At 65.8% G+C, this 19,304-nt stretch carries 14 protein-coding genes and 2 rRNA genes; 15 read left to right on the top strand and 1 reads right to left on the bottom strand.

The window, feature by feature from the left end; all coding sequences use genetic code 11:
* The first annotated feature begins 31 nt into the window (after positions 1-31).
* From JJJ14_RS07530 to JJJ14_RS07500, 7 genes are all read left to right on the top strand, one after another.
* Positions 32-550 carry a flavodoxin domain-containing protein gene (locus tag JJJ14_RS07530; RefSeq protein WP_201443756.1) on the top strand — a complete coding sequence of 173 codons (519 nt, stop codon included), beginning with the start codon at positions 32-34 and terminating at the stop codon, positions 548-550.
* Positions 551-653: 103 nt separating this feature from the next.
* Complete coding sequence (gene argC / locus JJJ14_RS07525; protein WP_201443755.1) at positions 654-1,763, top strand: N-acetyl-gamma-glutamyl-phosphate reductase; 1,110 nt, start codon at positions 654-656, stop codon at positions 1,761-1,763.
* A complete protein-coding gene (gene argJ, locus JJJ14_RS07520; protein WP_201443754.1) occupies positions 1,760-2,956 on the top strand; it encodes a bifunctional glutamate N-acetyltransferase/amino-acid acetyltransferase ArgJ in 1,197 nt (398 codons plus the stop codon). The genes argC and argJ overlap by 4 nt, the downstream gene beginning before the upstream one ends.
* Positions 2,953-3,879: an acetylglutamate kinase gene (argB, locus tag JJJ14_RS07515; protein WP_201443753.1), complete on the top strand. Its 927-nt coding sequence runs from the start codon at positions 2,953-2,955 to the stop codon at positions 3,877-3,879. The genes argJ and argB overlap by 4 nt, the downstream gene beginning before the upstream one ends.
* Positions 3,876-5,150, top strand: a complete 1,275-nt coding sequence (locus JJJ14_RS07510) for an acetylornithine transaminase (RefSeq protein ID WP_201443752.1) — start codon at positions 3,876-3,878, stop codon at positions 5,148-5,150. Before argB ends, JJJ14_RS07510 begins: the two co-directional genes overlap by 4 nt.
* Positions 5,147-5,734 (top strand): ArgR family transcriptional regulator, encoded by a 588-nt coding sequence (locus tag JJJ14_RS07505; protein WP_201443751.1) that lies wholly within the window; start codon positions 5,147-5,149, stop codon positions 5,732-5,734. Before JJJ14_RS07510 ends, JJJ14_RS07505 begins: the two co-directional genes overlap by 4 nt.
* 81 nt (positions 5,735-5,815) lie before the next feature.
* The gene (locus tag JJJ14_RS07500; RefSeq protein ID WP_201443750.1) at positions 5,816-7,039 is read left to right on the top strand and encodes an argininosuccinate synthase; all 1,224 of its coding nucleotides are present in this window, start codon (positions 5,816-5,818) and stop codon (positions 7,037-7,039) included.
* A 40-nt stretch (positions 7,040-7,079) separates the two neighbouring features.
* Here the strand turns inward: JJJ14_RS07500 and JJJ14_RS07495 are convergent, their stop codons facing one another.
* Entirely contained in the window at positions 7,080-7,952 is an 873-nt protein-coding gene (locus tag JJJ14_RS07495; protein ID WP_075413892.1) for a formate/nitrite transporter family protein, read from the bottom strand.
* A gap of 176 nt (positions 7,953-8,128) precedes the next feature.
* Between JJJ14_RS07495 and argH the strand changes: the two genes are divergently transcribed.
* From argH to JJJ14_RS07455, 8 genes are all read left to right on the top strand, one after another.
* A complete protein-coding gene (gene argH, locus JJJ14_RS07490) occupies positions 8,129-9,715 on the top strand; it encodes an argininosuccinate lyase (protein ID WP_201443749.1) in 1,587 nt (528 codons plus the stop codon).
* A 17-nt stretch (positions 9,716-9,732) separates the two neighbouring features.
* On the top strand, positions 9,733-10,404 hold the full coding sequence (locus tag JJJ14_RS07485; protein WP_075376292.1) for a DNA-3-methyladenine glycosylase: 672 nt from the start codon (positions 9,733-9,735) through the stop codon (positions 10,402-10,404).
* Between the two features lie 140 nt (positions 10,405-10,544).
* Positions 10,545-10,970 carry a hypothetical protein gene (locus JJJ14_RS07480; protein WP_009393965.1) on the top strand — a complete coding sequence of 142 codons (426 nt, stop codon included), beginning with the start codon at positions 10,545-10,547 and terminating at the stop codon, positions 10,968-10,970.
* On the top strand, positions 10,967-11,527 hold the full coding sequence (locus tag JJJ14_RS07475; protein WP_201443748.1) for a MarR family winged helix-turn-helix transcriptional regulator: 561 nt from the start codon (positions 10,967-10,969) through the stop codon (positions 11,525-11,527). The genes JJJ14_RS07480 and JJJ14_RS07475 overlap by 4 nt, the downstream gene beginning before the upstream one ends.
* On the top strand, positions 11,517-12,131 hold the full coding sequence (locus JJJ14_RS07470) for a class I SAM-dependent methyltransferase (RefSeq protein ID WP_201443747.1): 615 nt from the start codon (positions 11,517-11,519) through the stop codon (positions 12,129-12,131). The genes JJJ14_RS07475 and JJJ14_RS07470 overlap by 11 nt, the downstream gene beginning before the upstream one ends.
* A gap of 164 nt (positions 12,132-12,295) precedes the next feature.
* Positions 12,296-13,558 carry a tyrosine--tRNA ligase gene (gene tyrS, locus JJJ14_RS07465; RefSeq protein WP_201443746.1) on the top strand — a complete coding sequence of 421 codons (1,263 nt, stop codon included), beginning with the start codon at positions 12,296-12,298 and terminating at the stop codon, positions 13,556-13,558.
* Positions 13,559-14,089: 531 nt separating this feature from the next.
* Positions 14,090-15,633 (top strand): 16S ribosomal RNA (locus JJJ14_RS07460).
* Positions 15,634-16,059: 426 nt separating this feature from the next.
* Positions 16,060-19,237: ribosomal RNA gene (locus JJJ14_RS07455) — 23S ribosomal RNA — on the top strand.
* The 16S and 23S rRNA genes sit together here, the layout of an rRNA operon.
* Positions 19,238-19,304 lie beyond the last annotated feature (67 nt).

Below are 19,304 nucleotides of genomic sequence, written 5' to 3'. Positions count from 1 at the left end.
AGCGGGTGTGGTCTCGGTAATACTAGGCGGCATGAAGATCCTGCTGACCTCTTCCTCCAAGCACGGGTCCACCGATGAGGTGGCCGCGGTGATCGCTGAGCGGCTCCGGGCCGCCCACATCGATGTGGAGACCAAGCGCCCCGAGGATGTTGACAACGTCGATGGGTACGACGCCTTCGTCCTGGGCAGTGCGGTCTACATGACCACGTGGATGCCGGAGGCCGTCGACTTCACCACGCGTTTCCGAGACACCCTCAGAGGCAGGCCCGTGTGGGCCTTCTCCGTGGGGCTCTCCGGCCTACCCAAGGGCAAGGTCTCCGACCCCATGCGCATCGGACCGGTGCTGCTGGCCATCGACCCGGAGGATCACATGACCTTCGCGGGCCGCTTCGACCCCTCCAAGCTCAGCCTGCGGGAGCGCTCCATTGCCAAGCTCGGGGGAGCGACCGAGGGCGACTACCGCGACTGGGACGAGGTGCGCCAGTGGGCCGACGCCATCGCCACCTCCCTCTATGACGACACACTCACCAGTCGCCGCGACCGCTCCTAGCCCCCGGCGTCCCTGGCGTCCCCGGCCCTGAGGGTGGAGGGGAGATGAGTCACAGCAACCGACGATGAATGCATTTCTATGCATGCGGATGTATGGTTGTTGCATGACTTGGTCAGTTGCTGTTGCTGGAGCCACCGGGTACGCCGGTGGTGAGGTTCTGCGCCTGCTCACGGCCCACCCGGAGGTGGAGGTCGGTGCACTCACCGCGGCCTCGTCCGCCGGCAGTCGGCTCGGTGAGCACCATCCGCACCTGCTTTCCCTGGCGGACCGCATCGTCCAGCCCACCGAGGCGGAGATCCTCGCCGGGCACGACGTCGTTGTCCTGGCCCTGCCGCACGGGGCCTCCGGAGCCATCACGGCGGCCCTCGAGGAGCTCGCCTCGGGCGGCAGCAACGCACCGCTACTCATCGACTGCGGCGCGGACCACCGTCTGACCAGTCAGCAGGCGTGGGAGGCCTTCTACGGCTCGGACTACGCCGGTGCCTGGACCTACGGCATGCCCGAGCTCCTGCACCACGGTGAGACGCGAGCCCGCGCCCAGCGCGAGGAACTGGCAGCCTCCAGGCGCATCGCCGTCCCCGGCTGCAACGTCACCGCCGTCACCCTGGCGGTCCAGCCCGGCATCGCCGCCGGACTTCTCGACCCCTCCCGGCTGACCGCGGTGCTGGCCGTCGGATACTCCGGCGCAGGCAAGGCTCTCAAGCCCCATCTCACCGCTGCCGAGGCGCTGGGATCGGCTCAGCCCTACGCCGTCGGAGGCACCCACCGGCACATTCCCGAGATCGTCCAGAACCTGGAGGTGGCCGGAGCCGCCGCCGGTGCAGCACGCCTGTCCTTCACCCCGGTCCTGGTCCCCATGAGCCGCGGCATCCTGGCCACCGTCACCGCCCCCATGACTGCGGCTCTGCGCGAGGCCCCCGACCCCGAAGCCGCCCTGCGAGCCGCCTGGGATGACGCCTACGGAGCCACCGGTAGTGGCGAGAGCCTCATCCAGCTGCTGCCCGAGGGGAGCTGGCCCACCACCGGCACCGTCCTGGGGAGCGGAACCGCCACCGTTCAGGTCACCATCGACCGTGGTGCGGAGGCCGTCGTGGCCATGTGCGCCATCGACAACCTCGGCAAGGGCACCGCCAGCGCCGCCGTTCAGTCCCTCAACCTCGCCCTCGGGCTGGAGGAGACCACCGCCATCACCACCCAAGGAGTCGCACCGTGAGCGTGACTGCAGCACAGGGTTTCCGCGCCGCCGGCGTGCGTGCCGGCCTCAAGGCCTCCGGCAAGCCCGACCTCGCCCTTGTCGTCAATGACGGGCCGCTGGACACCGCGGCCGGGGTGTTCACCACCAACCGCGTCGTTGCAGCCCCCGTGGTCTGGTCACGCCGGCTCCTGGCCGGTCCTGAAGGCGGGCAGGCGGGCCATGCCCGCGCCGTCGTCCTCAACTCCGGCAGCGCCAACGCCTGCACCGGCGCCCAGGGCCTGGAGGACACCGAGGCCACCGCTGTCCGTGCCGCCGGCCTGCTGGACACCGAACCGGACCAGGTCCTGGTCTGCTCCACGGGCGTCATCGGGGAGCGTATCGACATGCCCGTCCTCCTGGAGGGCGTCGATGCCGCGGCCCTCGCCCTGGCCGATACGCCTCAGGCCGGTACCGACGCCGCCACCGCCATCATGACCACCGACACCGTCTCCAAGGAGGACGCCCTCACGGTCGGTGCCGGCGAGCAGAGCTGGACCATCGGCGGCATGATTAAGGGCGTGGGCATGCTGGCCCCAGGGTTGGCCACCATGCTCGCCGTCATCACCACCGACGCCGTCCTCACCCCTCAGCAGGCCCAGGACGCCCTGACCTCCGCCACAACGCGAACCGTCAACCGGATCAACTCCGACGGGTGCATGTCCACCAACGACACGGTTGTCCTGCTGGCCTCCGGAGCCTCCGGCACCACGCCCTCCCAGGACGAGCTCGACGAGGCGCTCACCGAGGTGATGAGCCGGCTCGGCCGGCGCCTGGTGGCCGACGCCGAGGGGGCCACCCACGACATCGCCATCACCGTCTCCGGCGCCGTCAGCGAGGAGGCCGCCGAGGCCGCGGCCCGCACCGTCAGCTCCTCCAACCTCCTCAAGTGCGCCGTCGCGGGGGCCGACCCCAACTGGGGGCGCATCCTCTCCCAGCTGGGGACCGTGCCCGAGGACGTTTGCCCCTTCAACCCCGACGAGGTCGACGTCGCCATCAACGGCATCACGATCTTCAGCCACGGCGCCCCCCAACCCAATCGGGGCGCGGTGGACATGAGCCCACGCGAGACCCGCATCGACATCGAGCTGTCGGCGGGCCCGGCCCAGGCCACCGTGTGGACCAATGACCTCACTCACGGATACGTCACCATCAACGCGGACTACACGACATGAAACGTACCCCTCTTGACCCACAGACCAAGGCATCCGTCCTGCTGGAGGCCGTGCCGTGGCTGCGCACCTACAAGGGCGCCACCATGGTCATCAAGTACGGCGGCAACGCCATGGTCAACGATGAGCTCAAGCGCGCCTTCGCCCAGGACATCCTCTTCCTGCACCAGGTCGGGGTGCGCCCCGTCGTCGTTCACGGTGGCGGGCCCCAGATCAACGCGATGCTCAAGCGGCTGGGCATCACCTCGGAGTTCCGCGGAGGACTGCGCGTCACCACACCCGAGGTCATGGACGTGGTCCGCATGGTGCTCACCGGCTCTGTGCAGCGCGAGCTCGTCTCCCTGCTCAACACCGACGGCTCCGCCGCCGTCGGCATCAGCGGTGAGGACGGCGGGCTCCTACGAGCCCGGCAGCGCCTGGCCACGGTGGACGGGCACAAGGTCGACGTCGGCCTGGTCGGCGACGTCGTCGACGTCAGCCCGCAGCCCATCATCGACCTGCTCGACCAGGGCCGCATTCCAGTCATCTCCTCGGTCGCCCCGTTGACGACGGACTCCGAGACCGTCCTCAACGTCAACGCCGACACGGCCGCCGCCGCGATCGCCGTGGCCCTCAAGGCCCGCACCCTGCTCATGCTCACCGACGTCGAGGGGCTCTACTCCGCCTGGCCAGACCGCAGCACACTGGTGCCCTTCATCAGTACCGCCGCGCTGGAGGATCTCCTGCCCACGCTCGAGGCCGGGATGATCCCCAAGATGGAGGCCTGCCTGCGGGCCGTCTACGGGGGAGTCGCGCAGGCGCACGTCGTCGACGGACGCCAGGCCCACAGCATGCTGCTCGAGATCGTCACCGACCAGGGAGTCGGCACCGTCATCCACCCCGGAGACGCTCCGGTCCCGCCACTGAACGGAGGCAAGAGCCTATGACCCACTCCTCGCAAGCACCGGCACCCACCGCGGAGGCGAAGGGACCCGGCACCGGCAACGCCGGCTGGCTGGCGCGCTACACCGACGCCGTCATGAACACCTTCGGCACCCCCGGCCGGGTCCTGGTCCGGGGGAGGGGCGCCCACGTCTGGGACGCCGACGGTCAGGAGTACATCGACCTGCTGGCAGGCATCGCCGTCAACTGCCTGGGCCATGCGCACCCCGCAATCATCCGGTCCGTCACCGAGCAGCTCTCCGAGCTGGGGCACGTGTCGAACTTCTTCACCACCCCCGCCCAGGTCGGCCTCGCCGAGGAGCTCGTCAGGCTCACCCTCCCCGACCGTCCCGCTCACGACTCCCGCGTCTTCCTGGCCAACTCCGGCACCGAGGCCAACGAGGCCGCCTTCAAGATCGCCCGCCGCCACGGCGGGAGCCGGCGCCCCCGCGTCCTGGCCCTCCAGGACGCCTTCCACGGCAGGACCATGGGCGCGCTGGCCCTGACCCACAAGGCCGCCTACCGCGAGCCCTTCGAGCCGCTGCCCGGAGGAGTCGAGTTCATCCCCGCCGGCGACATCGAGGCCCTGCGCACCGCGCTGGGGCCGGATGTGGCGGCACTCGTCATCGAACCCATTCAGGGCGAGGCCGGGGTGCGTGAGCTGCCCGCCGGATATCTGGAGGCGGCCCGCGAGCTGACCGAGGCCGCCGGCGCGCTGCTCATCATCGATGAGGTCCAGACCGGAATGGGACGCACCGGCGCCTGGATGGCCCACCACCTGCTGGCCCCGGGCGTCGTCCCCGACGTCGTCACCCTGGCCAAGGGACTGGGCGGAGGAATCCCCATCGGCGCAGTCGTCGCCACTGGGCAGGCCGCCGCTCTTCTCGAGCCGGGGCAGCACGGCACCACCTTCGGCGGCAACCCGGTGGCCTGTGCAGCAGCCCTCGCCGTCATCGGTACCATCCGCAGCCAGTCTCTGCTGGAGCGGGTTCAGCAGCTCGGCTCGGCCTGGTCCAGGCAGCTGGCAGCCGTTGACGGAGTCGATCAGGTGCGCGGCCGGGGCCTGCTGCTCGGCGTCGGGCTGGAAGACGGGCTCCCACCCGCTGCTGAGATCGCCGCTGCCCTGGCGGCCGGCGGCTTCATCGTCAACACGCCTCGCCCCGACACGATCCGCCTGGCTCCCCCTTTCATTCTCTCCGACGATGATGCCGGGGCGTTCACCACCACGTTGTCCGAGGTTCTTGCTCGGGCACAGTCAGAGAAAGCCGGTTCATGAGCACCACCATCGAGGCCTCTCAGCGCGATCTGGAGGCAACGGCCCCCCTGGTGCCCGGGACCAAGACCGCCAGGCACGCCAGCATCGTCCAGATCCTGTCGCGCGAACGCATCCGCTCCCAGGCCCAGTTGCGCAAGGCCCTGGCACAGCGCGGCATCAGCACCACTCAGGCCACGCTCTCACGGGACTTGGTGGAGCTGCGGGCCACGAAGATCCGCGCCCCGGGCGGAGAGCTCATCTACTCCATGCCCGAGGCCGGTGCCCCCGGCCAGGTCCCTACCGGTGCCCTCTTAGAGACGGAGGAGACCGAGGACTCCCTGCGCGCCCACACCACCGCCCGCCTGTCCCGGTGGTGCGCCGAGCTGCTGGTCACCGCCGAGTGGGCCGGCCCCCAAGTGGTCCTGCGAACTCCCGCCGGCGCCGCCCAGCTGCTCGCCGGGGCCGTCGACGACGCCATGATGCCCGGTGTCATGGGGTGCATCGCCGGCGACGACACCGTCCTGGTCATCACCCGCGGCGCCCAGGTCGCGGCCGACGTGGCCAGACACCTGCTCGCCCTGGCCGACCCCTCGGCCCGAGCCTGACCTCTCCCCACCGCCCTTGACATCCCCCAGTCACCTCGGCGCCGCTGCGGCGGCGTCATCATGAAGAGAAGAGTGATCCCATTGAGCATCCACAAGGACCGTGTCGTCCTGGCCTACTCCGGAGGCCTGGACACGTCCGTCGCCATCGGCTGGATCGGCGAGGCCACCGGTCGTGAGGTTGTGGCCGTCGCCGTTGACGTCGGCCAGGGCGGCGAGGACCTTGAGGTGATCCGTCAGCGAGCCCTCGACTGCGGCGCCGTCGAGGCCTATGTCGCCGACGCCCGCGACGAGTTCGCCAACGACTACTGCATGCCGGCGCTCAAGGCCAACGCCCTCTACGAGGGGACCTACCCGCTCGTCTCGGCCCTGTCCCGCCCCGTCATCGCCCGCCACCTGGTCAAGGCCGCCCGCGAGTTCGGCGCGCACACCGTGGCGCACGGCTGCACCGGCAAGGGCAACGACCAGGTCCGCTTCGAGGTCTCCATCACCTCCATGGCCCCCGACATGGACTGCATCTCCCCGGTACGCGACCTGGCGCTGACCCGTGACGTAGCCATCGACTACGCCGAGAAGCACAACCTGCCGATCGAGACCACCAAGCACAACCCCTTCTCCATCGACCAGAACGTCTGGGGCCGCGCCATTGAGACCGGGTACCTCGAGGACCTGTGGAACGCCCCCACCAAGGACGTCTACGTCTACACCGACGACCCCGCCTACCCGCCCCTGCCCGACGAGGTGATCCTGACCTTCAAGGAGGGCATCCCCGTAGCGATCGACGGTCGTGACGTCAGCCCCCTGCAGGCGATTCAGGAGCTCAACCGCAGGGCCGGCGCCCAGGGCGTGGGGCGTATCGACATGGTCGAGGATCGGCTCGTGGGGATCAAGTCCCGTGAGATCTACGAGGCCCCCGGCGCCGTGGCCCTGATCGAGGCGCACCGGGCGCTCGAGGCCGTCACCCTGGAGCGCATGCAGCTCCGCTACAAGCGGAGTATGGAGCAGACCTGGGCCGATCTCGTCTACGAGGCCCAGTGGTACTCCCCGCTCAAGCGCTCCATGGACGCCTTCATCGAGGACACGCAGCGCTACGTCAACGGTGATATTCGCATGGTCCTGCACGGCGGTCGGGCGACCGTCAACGGGCGCCGCTCCGAGACGGGCCTGTACGACTTCAACCTGGCCACCTACGAGAGCGGAGACACCTTCGACCAGTCCTCCTCGCGGGGATTCATCGAGATCTACGGGATGCAGTCCAAGCTCGCCGCCGCCCGCGACGTGCGCGCCGGCAACGGTCGGGGATTCTGACTGAGCCGCACCGCCGGTCCCACCACCTCGAAGCACTCGGCTACGTGGCCGCCTGCGCCTCGTTGTGGTGGGGCTGGCGGCGCAGCCAGCGGGAGTCGTCATTGGCGTAGGCGTAGTAGCCGCCGATCAGCAGCCCTCCGCCCACGAAGTTGCCCAGCAGGGCCACAGCCACGTTCCCCAGCGCCGGCAGGACATCGATCCCGTGCGTCAGGCCGACGACGGTGAACAGGACCGTGTTGGCCACGGAGTGCTCCAGGCCGAGGAAGGCGAAGACGAACACTGAGATGAGCATCGCGAAGATCTTGGACCAGTCCTCGTGGATGAAGCCGTTGTAGATGAGGAGCATCGCCAGGTTAATCATGAAGTTGCACAGGACCGCCCGCACGAAGAGGTCCCCGATCCCCGAGGCCGACGACAGGTAGTGGAGCTTGGCGGCCACGGAGTGCACGGCCTGCTCGCCGGTTGCCGCCCCCACGAGGGTGGAGAAGCGGTACATGGCCGCGAAGACCAGCCCTCCGGCGAAGTTGCCGGCCAGGCACATGACCAGCACCCTCAGGGCCCGCCACGTCGAGATTCGCTTGTAGTAGTGGCCGATGGCCACCACCATCATGTTGCTGGTGAGCAGCTCGGACTTCGTGTAGTAGATGAAGACGAGAGCGGGGCCGAAGGACAGAGCCCCGAGCATCTTCCCGAGCCCCGCCAGCGAGGTGTTTCCGACGCGCAGGCCGTCGAAGACGCCGACGATGGCGTAGTTCACGATATAGAAGACCGCCACGATCATGCCGGCCATGGCCGCGCGCATGAGATAGCGGTGGGCGATCACACCGGTCATCCGGGTCTTGGTCTCGAGGGCCTCAAGCACGGTGGAGATGAACTGCTTGCCTGGGAAAAGTGCGTCTTGTTCGGCGGGCATTGGCTCATCATGGCATTGCGTGCCAACCGAGATACAGGCCTTTCTTCCTTCCCGTTGGTCGGGGTCGCTGGTCCTGGTCCCGCTTCCGTATCTTCCTCAAGATTGCGTGGGTCGTTTTGTCTACGAGCCACGACAGGGCCTGTCCAGACTGATCGTTGAGGAACCTGTGCGGGCAGATGGGCCATGATGGAGCCATGAGTCAGTTCTCCAGCCAGTCCGCTCAGCCATCCGCTGCCCAACCCGTCGCCTCAGAAGCTCAGCAGGACGCGACCCCCGCCGGCGTCAGCCTGTGGGGCGGACGCTTCTCAGGAGGACCCGCCGAGGCGCTGGCGGCCCTGTCGGTGAGCACCCACTTCGACTGGCGCCTGGCCCGCTACGACATCGCCGGTTCCCGGGCCCACGCCCGCGCCCTGGCACAGGCCGGTCTGTTGGATTCGGGCCAGCTGTCCGGCATGCTGGAGGCCCTGGAGCGTCTCGAGGCCGACGTCGTCGCCGGCATCTTCGTCCCGGAGGCCACCGACGAGGACGTTCACACCGCCCTGGAGCGCGGCCTCATCGAGCGTGCCGGTGACGATCTGGGGGGCCGTCTGCGTGCCGGGCGCAGCCGCAACGACCAGATCGCCACCCTCATCCGCATGTACCTGCGCGACCAGGCCCGCCACGTCGCCGGACTCGTCCTTGACGTCGTCGATGCCCTCATCGACCAGGCCGCCCAGGCCTCCGACGCCATCATGCCCGGACGCACCCACATGCAGCACGCCCAGCCGGTGCTCGTCGCCCACCAGCTGCTGGCTCACGCCTGGCCGCTCATGCGTGACGTCGAGCGCCTGGAGGACTGGGACTCCCGTGCCGCCGTGAGCCCCTACGGCTCCGGCGCGCTGGCGGGCAACACGCTCGGCATGGACCCCGATGCCGTGGCCGCCGACCTCGGCTTCGAGGCGGCCGTGGAGAACTCCATCGACGGCACGGCCGCCCGCGACGTCGTCGCCGAGCTGGGCTTCGTCCTCGCGATGGTCGCGGTGGACGTCTCGCGCCTGAGCGAGGAGATCATCGTCTGGAACACCAAGGAGTTCGACTTCGTCACCCTGGACGACTCCTACTCCACGGGCTCGTCCATCATGCCGCAGAAGAAGAACCCGGACGTGGCCGAGCTCGCCCGCGGCAAGGCCGGGCGCCTCATCGGCGACCTGACCGGGTTGCTCGCCACCCTCAAGGCCCTGCCTCTGGCCTACAACCGGGACCTGCAGGAGGACAAGGAGCCGGTCTTCGACGCCGTCGACACTCTGGCCGTCCTCCTGCCGGCCGTCAGCGGCATGGTGAGCACGATGACCCTCCACTACGAGCGCATGGCGGAGCTCGCCCCTCAGGGGTTCTCCCTGGCCACCGATATCGCGGAGTGGCTGGTTAAGAACGGTGTGCCATTCCGCAGCGCCCACGAGATCTCCGGTGCCTGCGTGCGCGAGTGCGAGAAGCGAGGCACTGAGCTGTGGGACCTGACCGATGCCGACTTCGCCGCCATTGATGTGCGGCTCACCCCGGGGGTGCGGGAGATCCTCTCAGCCGAGGGGTCGGTGGCCGCCCGTACCGGGCACGGCGGCACCGCCCCGGTGCGAGTAGTGGAGCAACTCGCCCGCGCCATCGCCCGCAGCGCCGAGCTGCGAGTCTTCGCCTGGGAGGGATCCTTGCTGGACGGCCCCGCCGGTCCCCAGTGGCCCGAACCCAGTGAGACCGATGAGGAATGGGGCGAGGAGGACCAGGACTGAGCCGGGGCGGCAGGACGATGTCAGACGCTTCCCTGAGAGAGACGGCGATCGAGCTGAGCGCCGAGGTCGCCTCACTGCTCAGATGTGACAGTCTGGAGGCGGCCCCGGCGCTGCTGGGCGCCGTCATCACCGTTGCCGACTCGGCCGGGCGTGTCGCGATCCGCCTGACCGAGGTGGAGGCCTACCGCGGCGAGAAGGACCCGGGCTCCCACGCCTTCCGGGGACGCACGGCGCGCAACGGCTCCATGTTCGAGGCCGGCGGGTGCATCTACGTTTACTTCACCTACGGCATGCACCATTGCCTCAACATCGTCACCGGACCTGCCGGGGTCTCACGCGCGGTGCTGCTGCGCGGGGGAGAGGTCGTCGAAGGGCTCGAGCAGGCCAGGGGACGCCGCCCCGCAGCCCGCACTGACCGCGACCTGGCCCGTGGCCCGGCCAGACTGTGCGCCGCACTGGGACTGGACCGCTCCGACGACGGCGCGCTGCTGGGCGGGCCGGGATCACGCATCAGCCTGACGCTGCCGCAGCAGGCACCGGATGCCGGACGCATCCGCCGTGGGCCACGCACCGGGGTGGCCGGCCCCGGGGGAGACGGAGAAGCCTTCCCGTGGCGCTTCTGGCTAGACGGAGAGCCCACCGTCTCGCCATACCGGCCGGCCGTCACCAGGCGACGCTCACAGGGCTGAACCTCGCCGAGCCGAACTCCGATGGGTCTCCACTTGCCCGCGCCACTCCTGTCCGCTAATAATGGGTACACAGATTATCGCTACAAAGACTATTTGTGGTGCGGAACCGCCGAGCGCGGAGGACGAGGAAGGGGACGGCCATGTGGTCGACTGAGTGCCAACGGACAGTGGATCTCCCGGCGGAGGTCCTGTGGGAGACCTGGATCAAGGTTCTCTCCGGTGACATCGAGCTCCCCCAGGGAGATCGCTACGAGCCGCGCGAGCCTGTGGGACCCGGCGCCTCGATCACGATGACTCCGGAGGGGCAGGACAGTATCGAGATCACGGTGATCCGCTGGGAACCCCCTCATGTCCAGGCGGACCGGGTCTCCTACGGGGGAGTGGAGCTGACCTTCACCCACTCCTTCATGCCCGCGCAGACACAAGGGAAGAGCGTTGTGACCACCCGCCTCGACATCGACGGCCCCGGTGCCGACGATGTAGGCCCGACGATCGGTCCGGGAATCGCCGAGGACTTTCCGCAGGCCATCGACTCGCTCGTTGAGGCTGCTAGGGTCGATATGTGAAGACAAGGTTCCAGGGTCCTGAGGCGAGCCCCGGCTTCCTCATGTGGAGGGCCGCGCTGGCCTGGCAGCGAGACATCGCTGCCGCCCTGGAGCCAGTTGGACTGACACACTCCCAGTTCGTCCTCCTGGCCTGCACGCAGTGGCTCGAGGAGCACGGGGACGGGGCCAGTCAGGTGATGGTCGCGACCCAGGCGGGAATGGACGTGAAGACCACCAGCCAGGTGCTGCGCCGGCTGGAGCGGGCCGGTCTGGTGTCGCGGCAGCCGGATCCCAAGGACGCCCGTGCCCGGATCGTGACCATGACAGCGGCAGGGAGAGATGTCGGGGCCCGGGCAACGCGTTTGGTGGAGGACGCCGATGAGGCGTACTTCGCAGCAGTGCCCCACCTGCGCGAGGCACTGCTGCGTGAAGCCGGCGTCGTAGCGCGCGGATCAGCGACGCAGCCCAACGAGGAGACCGCTGCGTCTACCGACCGGGCTGAGAGCCCCAAGACCTCGAGCGACACAGCCAGTCCGACCACGGCGGCTGCTCCACCAGGCTCCCGCAGTGGCCAGTGACTACTGGAACCACAACGTCGCCTTTCACCGGCGCATCGTGCGGGACGCGGCGCTGCGCGGTGGAAGCGCGCTCGATGTCGGATGCGGTGACGGGCTCCTGCTCGCACGCCTGGCGGCGGTGTGCCGGCGCGCCGTCGGACTTGAAACCGACGGGCAGGCAGTTGCTCGAGCGCGCAGACGTCTCGAGCGGACTCCGCAGGCCGAGGTGCTGCTCGACGACGTCATGGATCTGGACCTTCCTCAGCGCATCGGCACCTTTGAGACGGTCACCTGCGTGGCCACGCTGCACCACCTCCCACTGGAACCCGCCCTGGTGAGGCTGAGTCAGCTGGTGGCACCCGGCGGGCGTCTGATCGTCGTCGGCTTGGCCGCCAACAAGAGCCTGTGGGACTGGACGCTGTCCGCACTGGCCGTCCTGCCTCTGCACGTGGTCGGCGCCCTTCGACGGGAGAGCTCAGACATCGGTGTGGTCACTCGTGTTCCACGAGAGTCCCTGTCCGAGATTCGTCGGGCGGCAGTCCGGCTGCTTCCAGGGGCCAGGACTCGACGGCGCTTCTACTACCGATACACCCTCATATGGGATCGCCCGACTGAGGGCTCGTGAAGGCTCCCCGTATCCGGCTCACGGCTCCGTAGCCCGGCCTCTTCGTGGAAGCCGAGCCGGAGCATGGCAGACTATCTGCGCCGGAGGTATCAGCCGGACCCGAGCGTGACGCGCCGGGATCATGCGTGCGGCAAGCACGACAACCCACGGAAGGCGACTGGACAGTGACGGACATCCTGGACGAACTGCAGTGGCGCGGGCTCATCGCCCAGCACACCGACATTGACGCGCTGCGAGCGGCGCTCAGCAACGGGGCCGTTACCTTCTATTGCGGGTTCGACCCCACGGCACCGAGCCTTCACCACGGGCACCTCGTAGCCGTCAAGGTCATGCGCCATCTTCAGCTGGCCGGGCACCGTCCGCTGGCGCTGGTGGGTGGGGCGACCGGCCTCATCGGCGACCCGCGCGCCAAGGGGGAGCGCAGCCTCAACACCAAGGACGTCGTTGCCGGCTGGGCGGCCAGCCTGCAGGAACAGCTCGAGAACCTTCTCGACTTCAGCGGGGACAACCCGGCACAGATCGTCAACAACCTGGACTGGACCCAGGCGATGAGCGCCATTGACTTCCTGCGGGACCTGGGCAAGCACTTCCGCATGGGCACCATGCTCTCCAAGGACATCGTCGCCCGGCGCCTGGCCAGCGAGGAGGGCATCTCCTACACCGAGTTCAGCTACCAGGTCCTCCAGGCCAACGACTATCTCGAGCTCTACCGACGCTACGGATGCACCCTGGAGGTCGGCGGCAACGACCAGTGGGGCAACCTCGTGGGCGGGATGGACCTCATCCACAAGGTCGAGGGCGCCTCGGTCCACGTCATGACCAACCCCCTCATCACCAAGGCCGACGGCACCAAGTTCGGTAAGTCCGAGGGCGGGGCGATCTGGCTCAACCCCGAGATGCTCAGCCCCTACGCCTTCTACCAGTTCTGGCTCCAGGTCGACGACGCCGACGTCGTGCGCTTCCTCAAGGTCTTCACCTTCCTGGAACGCGAGGAGATTGAGCGCCTGGAGGCGGTGACGGCCGAGAACCCGAAGGCACGTGAGGCGCAGCGGGTTCTGGCGCACGAAGTCTGCACGTGGGTCCATGGAGCCGACGCGACTGCCCAGGCCGAAGCGGCGACCTCCGCACTGTGGGGCCGCGGCGACCTCGCCGACATCGATGAGGCGACGATCCTGGCGGCCACGGCTGATCTCGCCTCCGGTGACGTGACAGTCGGACAGACCACGATCGTGGACCTGCTCGTGGGCACGGGGCTGGAGCGCGGGCGCAATGCGGCCCGCAAGACCATTGCCGGAGGCGGGGCCTACATCAACAACGTCAAGGTGGCCGACGAGACCGCGGTCATCGGTCCCGAGCACCTGCTCGCCGGGGGAGTGGTGCTGGTGCGCAAGGGACGGCGGAACCTGGCCGTCGGACGTGCGGTTTAGGCTCCACCGTCAAGGGAAAGCCTTACTTTGCGAACACGGTTGTTGAGCGGTGACGATGCCTTGTGGGCACCGTCACCGCTCAACAGTTTGACGGGTTGGTGGTCGGTGCGTAATGTTCTCTCCGGCCCGAAACGGGGAGGATGAATTTCCTCAGACCGGCCGGGGACTGAGAACTGAAGAGAGCCGAAGAGAGACGAGGGTCACCGCCCATTCGTTTGACTCAGAAAATCCGGCTCGCTAAAGTTTCTCAGGCGCTTCTGAGAGCGAAGCGAAAGGCAAAATGCCTTACGATAAGTTCTCGGTGGGTGTGTTGTTTGAGAACTCGATAGTGTGTCATGTTTTTTATGCCATGGCCCTGGGGGCTGCGCATGGTTTTGGTTGTGTGTGGTTTTTGGGGTTTTGTTTTGTTTTGGTTTGCCTGGCCCTGTGTTTGGGGTTGGGTTGGGCCTGGTCTGGTTTTCTGGACTGTTGTACTGACTGTGGGTTCTGGCTGGCTGTTTGTGGTTGGTTGGGGCCTGGTTTTGTTGGTTTTGTTTGGAGAGTTTGATCCTGGCTCAGGACGAACGCTGGCGGCGTGCTTAACACATGCAAGTCGAACGGTGAAGGGATCAGCTTGCTGGTTCTGGATGAGTGGCGAACGGGTGAGTAACACGTGAGTAACCTGCCCCCTTCTTCTGGATAACCGCATGAAAGTGTGGCTAATACGGGATATTCTGCGCCTGCTGCATGGTGGGTGTGGGAAAGATATTGTTTCGGTGGGGGATGGGCTCGCGGCCTATCAGCTTGTTGGTGGGGTGATGGCCTACCAAGGCGGTGACGGGTAGCCGGCCTGAGAGGGTGGACGGTCACACTGGGACTGAGACACGGCCCAGACTCCTACGGGAGGCAGCAGTGGGGAATATTGCACAATGGGCGCAAGCCTGATGCAGCGACGCCGCGTGAGGGATGGAGGCCTTCGGGTTGTAAACCTCTTTCGCCAGTGAAGCAGGCCTGCCTCTTTTGTGGGTGGGTTGACGGTAGCTGGATAAGAAGCGCCGGCTAACTACGTGCCAGCAGCCGCGGTAATACGTAGGGCGCGAGCGTTGTCCGGAATTATTGGGCGTAAAGAGCTCGTAGGCGGCTGGTCGCGTCTGTCGTGAAATCCTCTGGCTTAACTGGGGGCTTGCGGTGGGTACGGGCCGGCTTGAGTGCGGTAGGGGAGACTGGAACTCCTGGTGTAGCGGTGGAATGCGCAGATATCAGGAAGAACACCGGTGGCGAAGGCGGGTCTCTGGGCCGTTACTGACGCTGAGGAGCGAAAGCGTGGGGAGCGAACAGGATTAGATACCCTGGTAGTCCACGCCGTAAACGTTGGGCACTAGGTGTGGGGGGCCTTTTCCGGGTCTTCCGCGCCGTAGCTAACGCATTAAGTGCCCCGCCTGGGGAGTACGGCCGCAAGGCTAAAACTCAAAGGAATTGACGGGGGCCCGCACAAGCGGCGGAGCATGCGGATTAATTCGATGCAACGCGAAGAACCTTACCAAGGCTTGACATGTGCCGGTCGGCTCCGGAGACGGGGTTTCCTCCTTGTGGGGCCGGTTCACAGGTGGTGCATGGTTGTCGTCAGCTCGTGTCGTGAGATGTTGGGTTAAGTCCCGCAACGAGCGCAACCCTTGTCCCGTGTTGCCAGCACGTTGTGGTGGGGACTCGCGGGAGACTGCCGGGGTCAACTCGGAGGAAGGTGGGGATGACGTCAAATCATCATGCCCCTTATGTCTTGGGCTTCACGCATGCTACAATGGCCGGTACAGAGGGCTGCGATACCGTGAGGTGGAGCGAATCCCTTAAAGCCGGTCTCAGTTCGGATCGGTGTCTGCAACTCGACACCGTGAAGTTGGAGTCGCTAGTAATCGCAGATCAGCAACGCTGCGGTGAATACGTTCTCGGGCCTTGTACACACCGCCCGTCACGTCATGAAAGTCGGCAACACCCGAAGCCCGTGGCCCTACGGGGAGCGGTCGAAGGTGGGGCTGGTGATTGGGACGAAGTCGTAACAAGGTAGCCGTACCGGAAGGTGCGGCTGGATCACCTCCTTTCTAAGGATTGGTTATGCGGGGGTGGCTTCCTGGTCGTGTGTTGTCTGGATCGTTGAATGGGTCTGGGCCGGCCGGGGCTTGCCCTTGTGGAAGGCTGGGCGGCTGACCGTGTCTCGTGGGTTTGTTCTCGCGGGGTGGTTGGCTTGCCTGGTGCTGGCATAGAAGACACGCCCGCTGTGGTGGGCTGCTGGGGCTGTTGTGGTCGTGGTGGTCTGCTGGTGGTGGGTGCCCCTGCGTGTGTGGGGGTGGCATGCTGTCGGGGTTCTGGGGCAGTGCGCCCTGGTTGCCTGGCCTGTCTGGGGCTCCTGGTTGTTGGGGGTTGTGGGTGGGTGTGGGTGGGTTGGTTGTGAACTGTATAGTGGACGCGAGCATCTTACTGTAAGATTTCTGCGACAAAGTGTTTCTTGTTTTGTTCGTGTGTCTTTGTTGTTTGTTTTTTTGAGCGTTCGGTGGATGCCTTGGCATCAGGGGCCGATGAAGGACGTGGTGGCCTGCGATATTCCTCGGGGAGCCGGCTGGCGGGCTGTGATCCGAGGGTTTCCGAATGGGGGGACCCGGCACGAGTTATGTCGTGTCACCTGCATCTGAATTGTATAGGGTGTGGGGGGTGACGCGGGGAAGTGAAACATCTCAGTACCCGTAGGAGAAGATATTCCGTGAGTAGTGGCGAGCGAAAGCGGATGATGGTTAAACCGTGTGCGTGTGATACTCGGCAGGGGTTGCGTGTGCGGGGTTGTGGGGCTGTCCTGTTTCTCTTCTGCCGGAGAGGGGGCGCGTGTGCTGGCTGGTAGCTGAATCGTCTGGGAAGGCGTGGCGTAGTGGGTGATACCCCCGTAGGCGGAACTGGTTGGTGCGTGTCTGGGACGGTTTGCCCGAGTAGCACGGGGCTCGTGGAATCCTGTGTGAATCTGCCAAGACCACTTGGCTGCCTGAATACCTCCTGATGACCGATAGTGGATAGTACCGTGAGGGAATGGTGAAAAGTACCCCGGGAGGGGAGTGAAATAGTACCTGAAACCGGGCGCTTACAAGCCGTCAGAGCCTTCCGCACCTTGTGTGGGGGTGGTGGCGTGCCTTTTGAAGAATGAGCCTGCGAGTCAGTGGCGTGTCGCGAGGTTAACCCGTGTGGGGTAGCCGTAGCGAGAGCGAGTCCGAATAGGGCGTTTGTAGTGGCGCGTTCTGGACCCGAAGCGGGGTGATCTACCCATGGCCAGGTTGAAGCACGTGTAAGAGCGTGTGGAGGACCGAACCCACCTAGGTTGAAAACTGGGGGGATGAGCTGTGGGTAGGGGTGAAAGGCCAATCAAACTCCGTGATAGCTGGTTCTCCCCGAAATGCATTTAGGTGCAGCGTCGCGTGTTGCCCGGCGGAGGTAGAGCTACTGGGTGGCTGATGGGCCCCACAGGGTTACTGACGTCAACCAAACTCCGAATGCCGTCGGGTTGTAGCGTGGCAGTGAGACCGCGGGGGATAAGCTCCGTGGTCGAGAGGGAAACAGCCCAGATCGCCGGCTAAGGCCCCTAAGCGTGTGCTAAGTGGGAAAGGATGTGCGGTCGCGCAGACAACCAGGAGGTTGGCTTAGAAGCAGCCATCCTTGAAAGAGTGCGTAATAGCTCACTGGTCAAGTGATCGTGCGCCGACAATGTAGCGGGGCTCAAGCACACCGCCGAAGCCGCGGACCCATGACGTTGTTCCCTTCACTGTCCGGCTTGCCCGGGTGGTGGCAGGGGTTGTGGGTGGTAGGGGAGCGTCCTGCACCGGGGGAAGCCTGTGGGTGACTGCTGGTGGACGGTGCGGGAGTGAGAATGCAGGCATGAGTAGCGATACTAGGGTGAGAAGCCCTAGCGCCGAATGACCAAGGGTTCCAGGGCCAGGCTAGTCCGCCCTGGGTGAGTCGGGACCTAAGGCGAGGCCGACAGGCGTAGTCGATGGATGACGGGTTGATATTCCCGTACCGGCGAAGCACCGCCCATGCTGACGCGCGGGTGCTAACCCACGCCCAACCACCATAAAGGCCGCATGTGTCAGGTTCGCCTGACGGTGTGGTTGTGGTGGTGGGGTCTGGGGATCCTCCGTGCAGGTAGGCAAGCGTGTTAACAGGGGTGACGCACAGTGGTAGCCCGGCGGACCTGATGGCTTGGTCCGTTCAAGCGCGCAGCCCGTCTCCCAGGTAAATCCGGGGGACTGTCTTTGATGACGGGGGTGAGGCGTGATGGTGACCTCACACTGGTGGGGGATAACAGGGTGATCCTGGGGTGCCGAGAAAAGCCTCGACGCGATGGTGCCAGCCGCCCGTACCCTAAACCGACACAGGTGGTCGGGCAGAGTATGCCTAGGCGCACGAGTGAATCATGGTTAAGGAACTCGGCAAAATGCCCCCGTAACTTCGGGAGAAGGGGGGCCTGATCCCTGAAGCCCCATCGCGGGCTAGGGGGGAGGGTCGCAGAGGCCAGGGGGAAGCGACTGTTTACTAAAAACACAGGTCCGTGCGAAGCCGTAAGGCGATGTATACGGACTGACGCCTGCCCGGTGCTGGAAGGTTAAGAGGAACCATCAACCCCCTTGTGGGGTGAAGTGGTGAATTTAAGCCCCAGTAAACGGCGGTGGTAACTATAACCATCCTAAGGTAGCGAAATTCCTTGTCGGGTAAGTTCCGACCTGCACGAATGGCGTAACGACTTCCCCGCTGTCTCAACCATGAGCTCGGCGAAATTGCAGTACGAGTAAAGATGCTCGTTTCGCGCAGAAGGACGGAAAGACCCCGGGACCTTTACTACAGCTTGGTATTGGCGCCCGCTATAGCTTGTGCAGGATAGGTGGGAGACTGTGAAGCCGCCACGCCAGTGGTGGTGGAGTCGTCCTTGAAATACCACTCTGGTTATGGCGTGCGCCTGAACCTGGGCCCGTGATCCGGGTTAGGGACAGTGCCTGGTGGGTAGTTTAACTGGGGCGGTTGCCTCCTAAAGTGTAACGGAGGCGCTCAAAGGTTCCCTCAGCCTGGTCGGCAACCAGGTGTTGAGTGCAAGTGCACAAGGGAGCTTGACTGTGAGACCGACGGGTCGAGCAGGTACGAAAGTAGGAACTAGTGATCCGGCGATCCCGTGTGGGTGGGTCGTCGCTCAACGGATAAAAGGTACCCCGGGGATAACAGGCTGATCCTGCCCAAGAGTCCATATCGACGGCATGGTTTGGCACCTCGATGTCGGCTCGTCGCATCCTGGGGCTGGAGCAGGTCCCAAGGGTTGGGCTGTTCGCCCATTAAAGCGGTACGCGAGCTGGGTTTAGAACGTCGTGAGACAGTTCGGTCCCTATCCTCTGCGCGCGCAGGAGACTTGAGAAGGCCTGTCCCTAGTACGAGAGGACCGGGACGGACGAACCTCTGGTGTGCCAGTTGTCCCGCCCGGGGCACGGCTGGTTGGCTACGTTCGGGAAGGGTAACCGCTGAAAGCATCTAAGCGGGAAACCATCTTCAAGATAAGGTCTCCACAGAACACCTTTGGTGTTCTGGTAGGCCCCCAGCAGACTACTGGGTTGATAGGCCAGAAGTGGAAGACCGGCAACGGTCTGTGAGCTGACTGGTACTAATAGGCCGACACAAACAACAACACCCCCCAATCACACGCGCCCAGCGTGCCTGGGAGTACCGGTGGGGGGTGAGTGATACGGTAAAC

It is taken from the genome of Actinomyces sp. HMT 175, from assembly GCF_016694895.1.
In the GTDB taxonomy this organism is placed as follows: Bacteria; Actinomycetota; Actinomycetes; order Actinomycetales; family Actinomycetaceae; genus Actinomyces; species Actinomyces oris.
The sequence above is the reverse complement of the archived record's forward strand: the minus strand, read 5'-3'. Positions and strand labels throughout refer to the sequence as shown.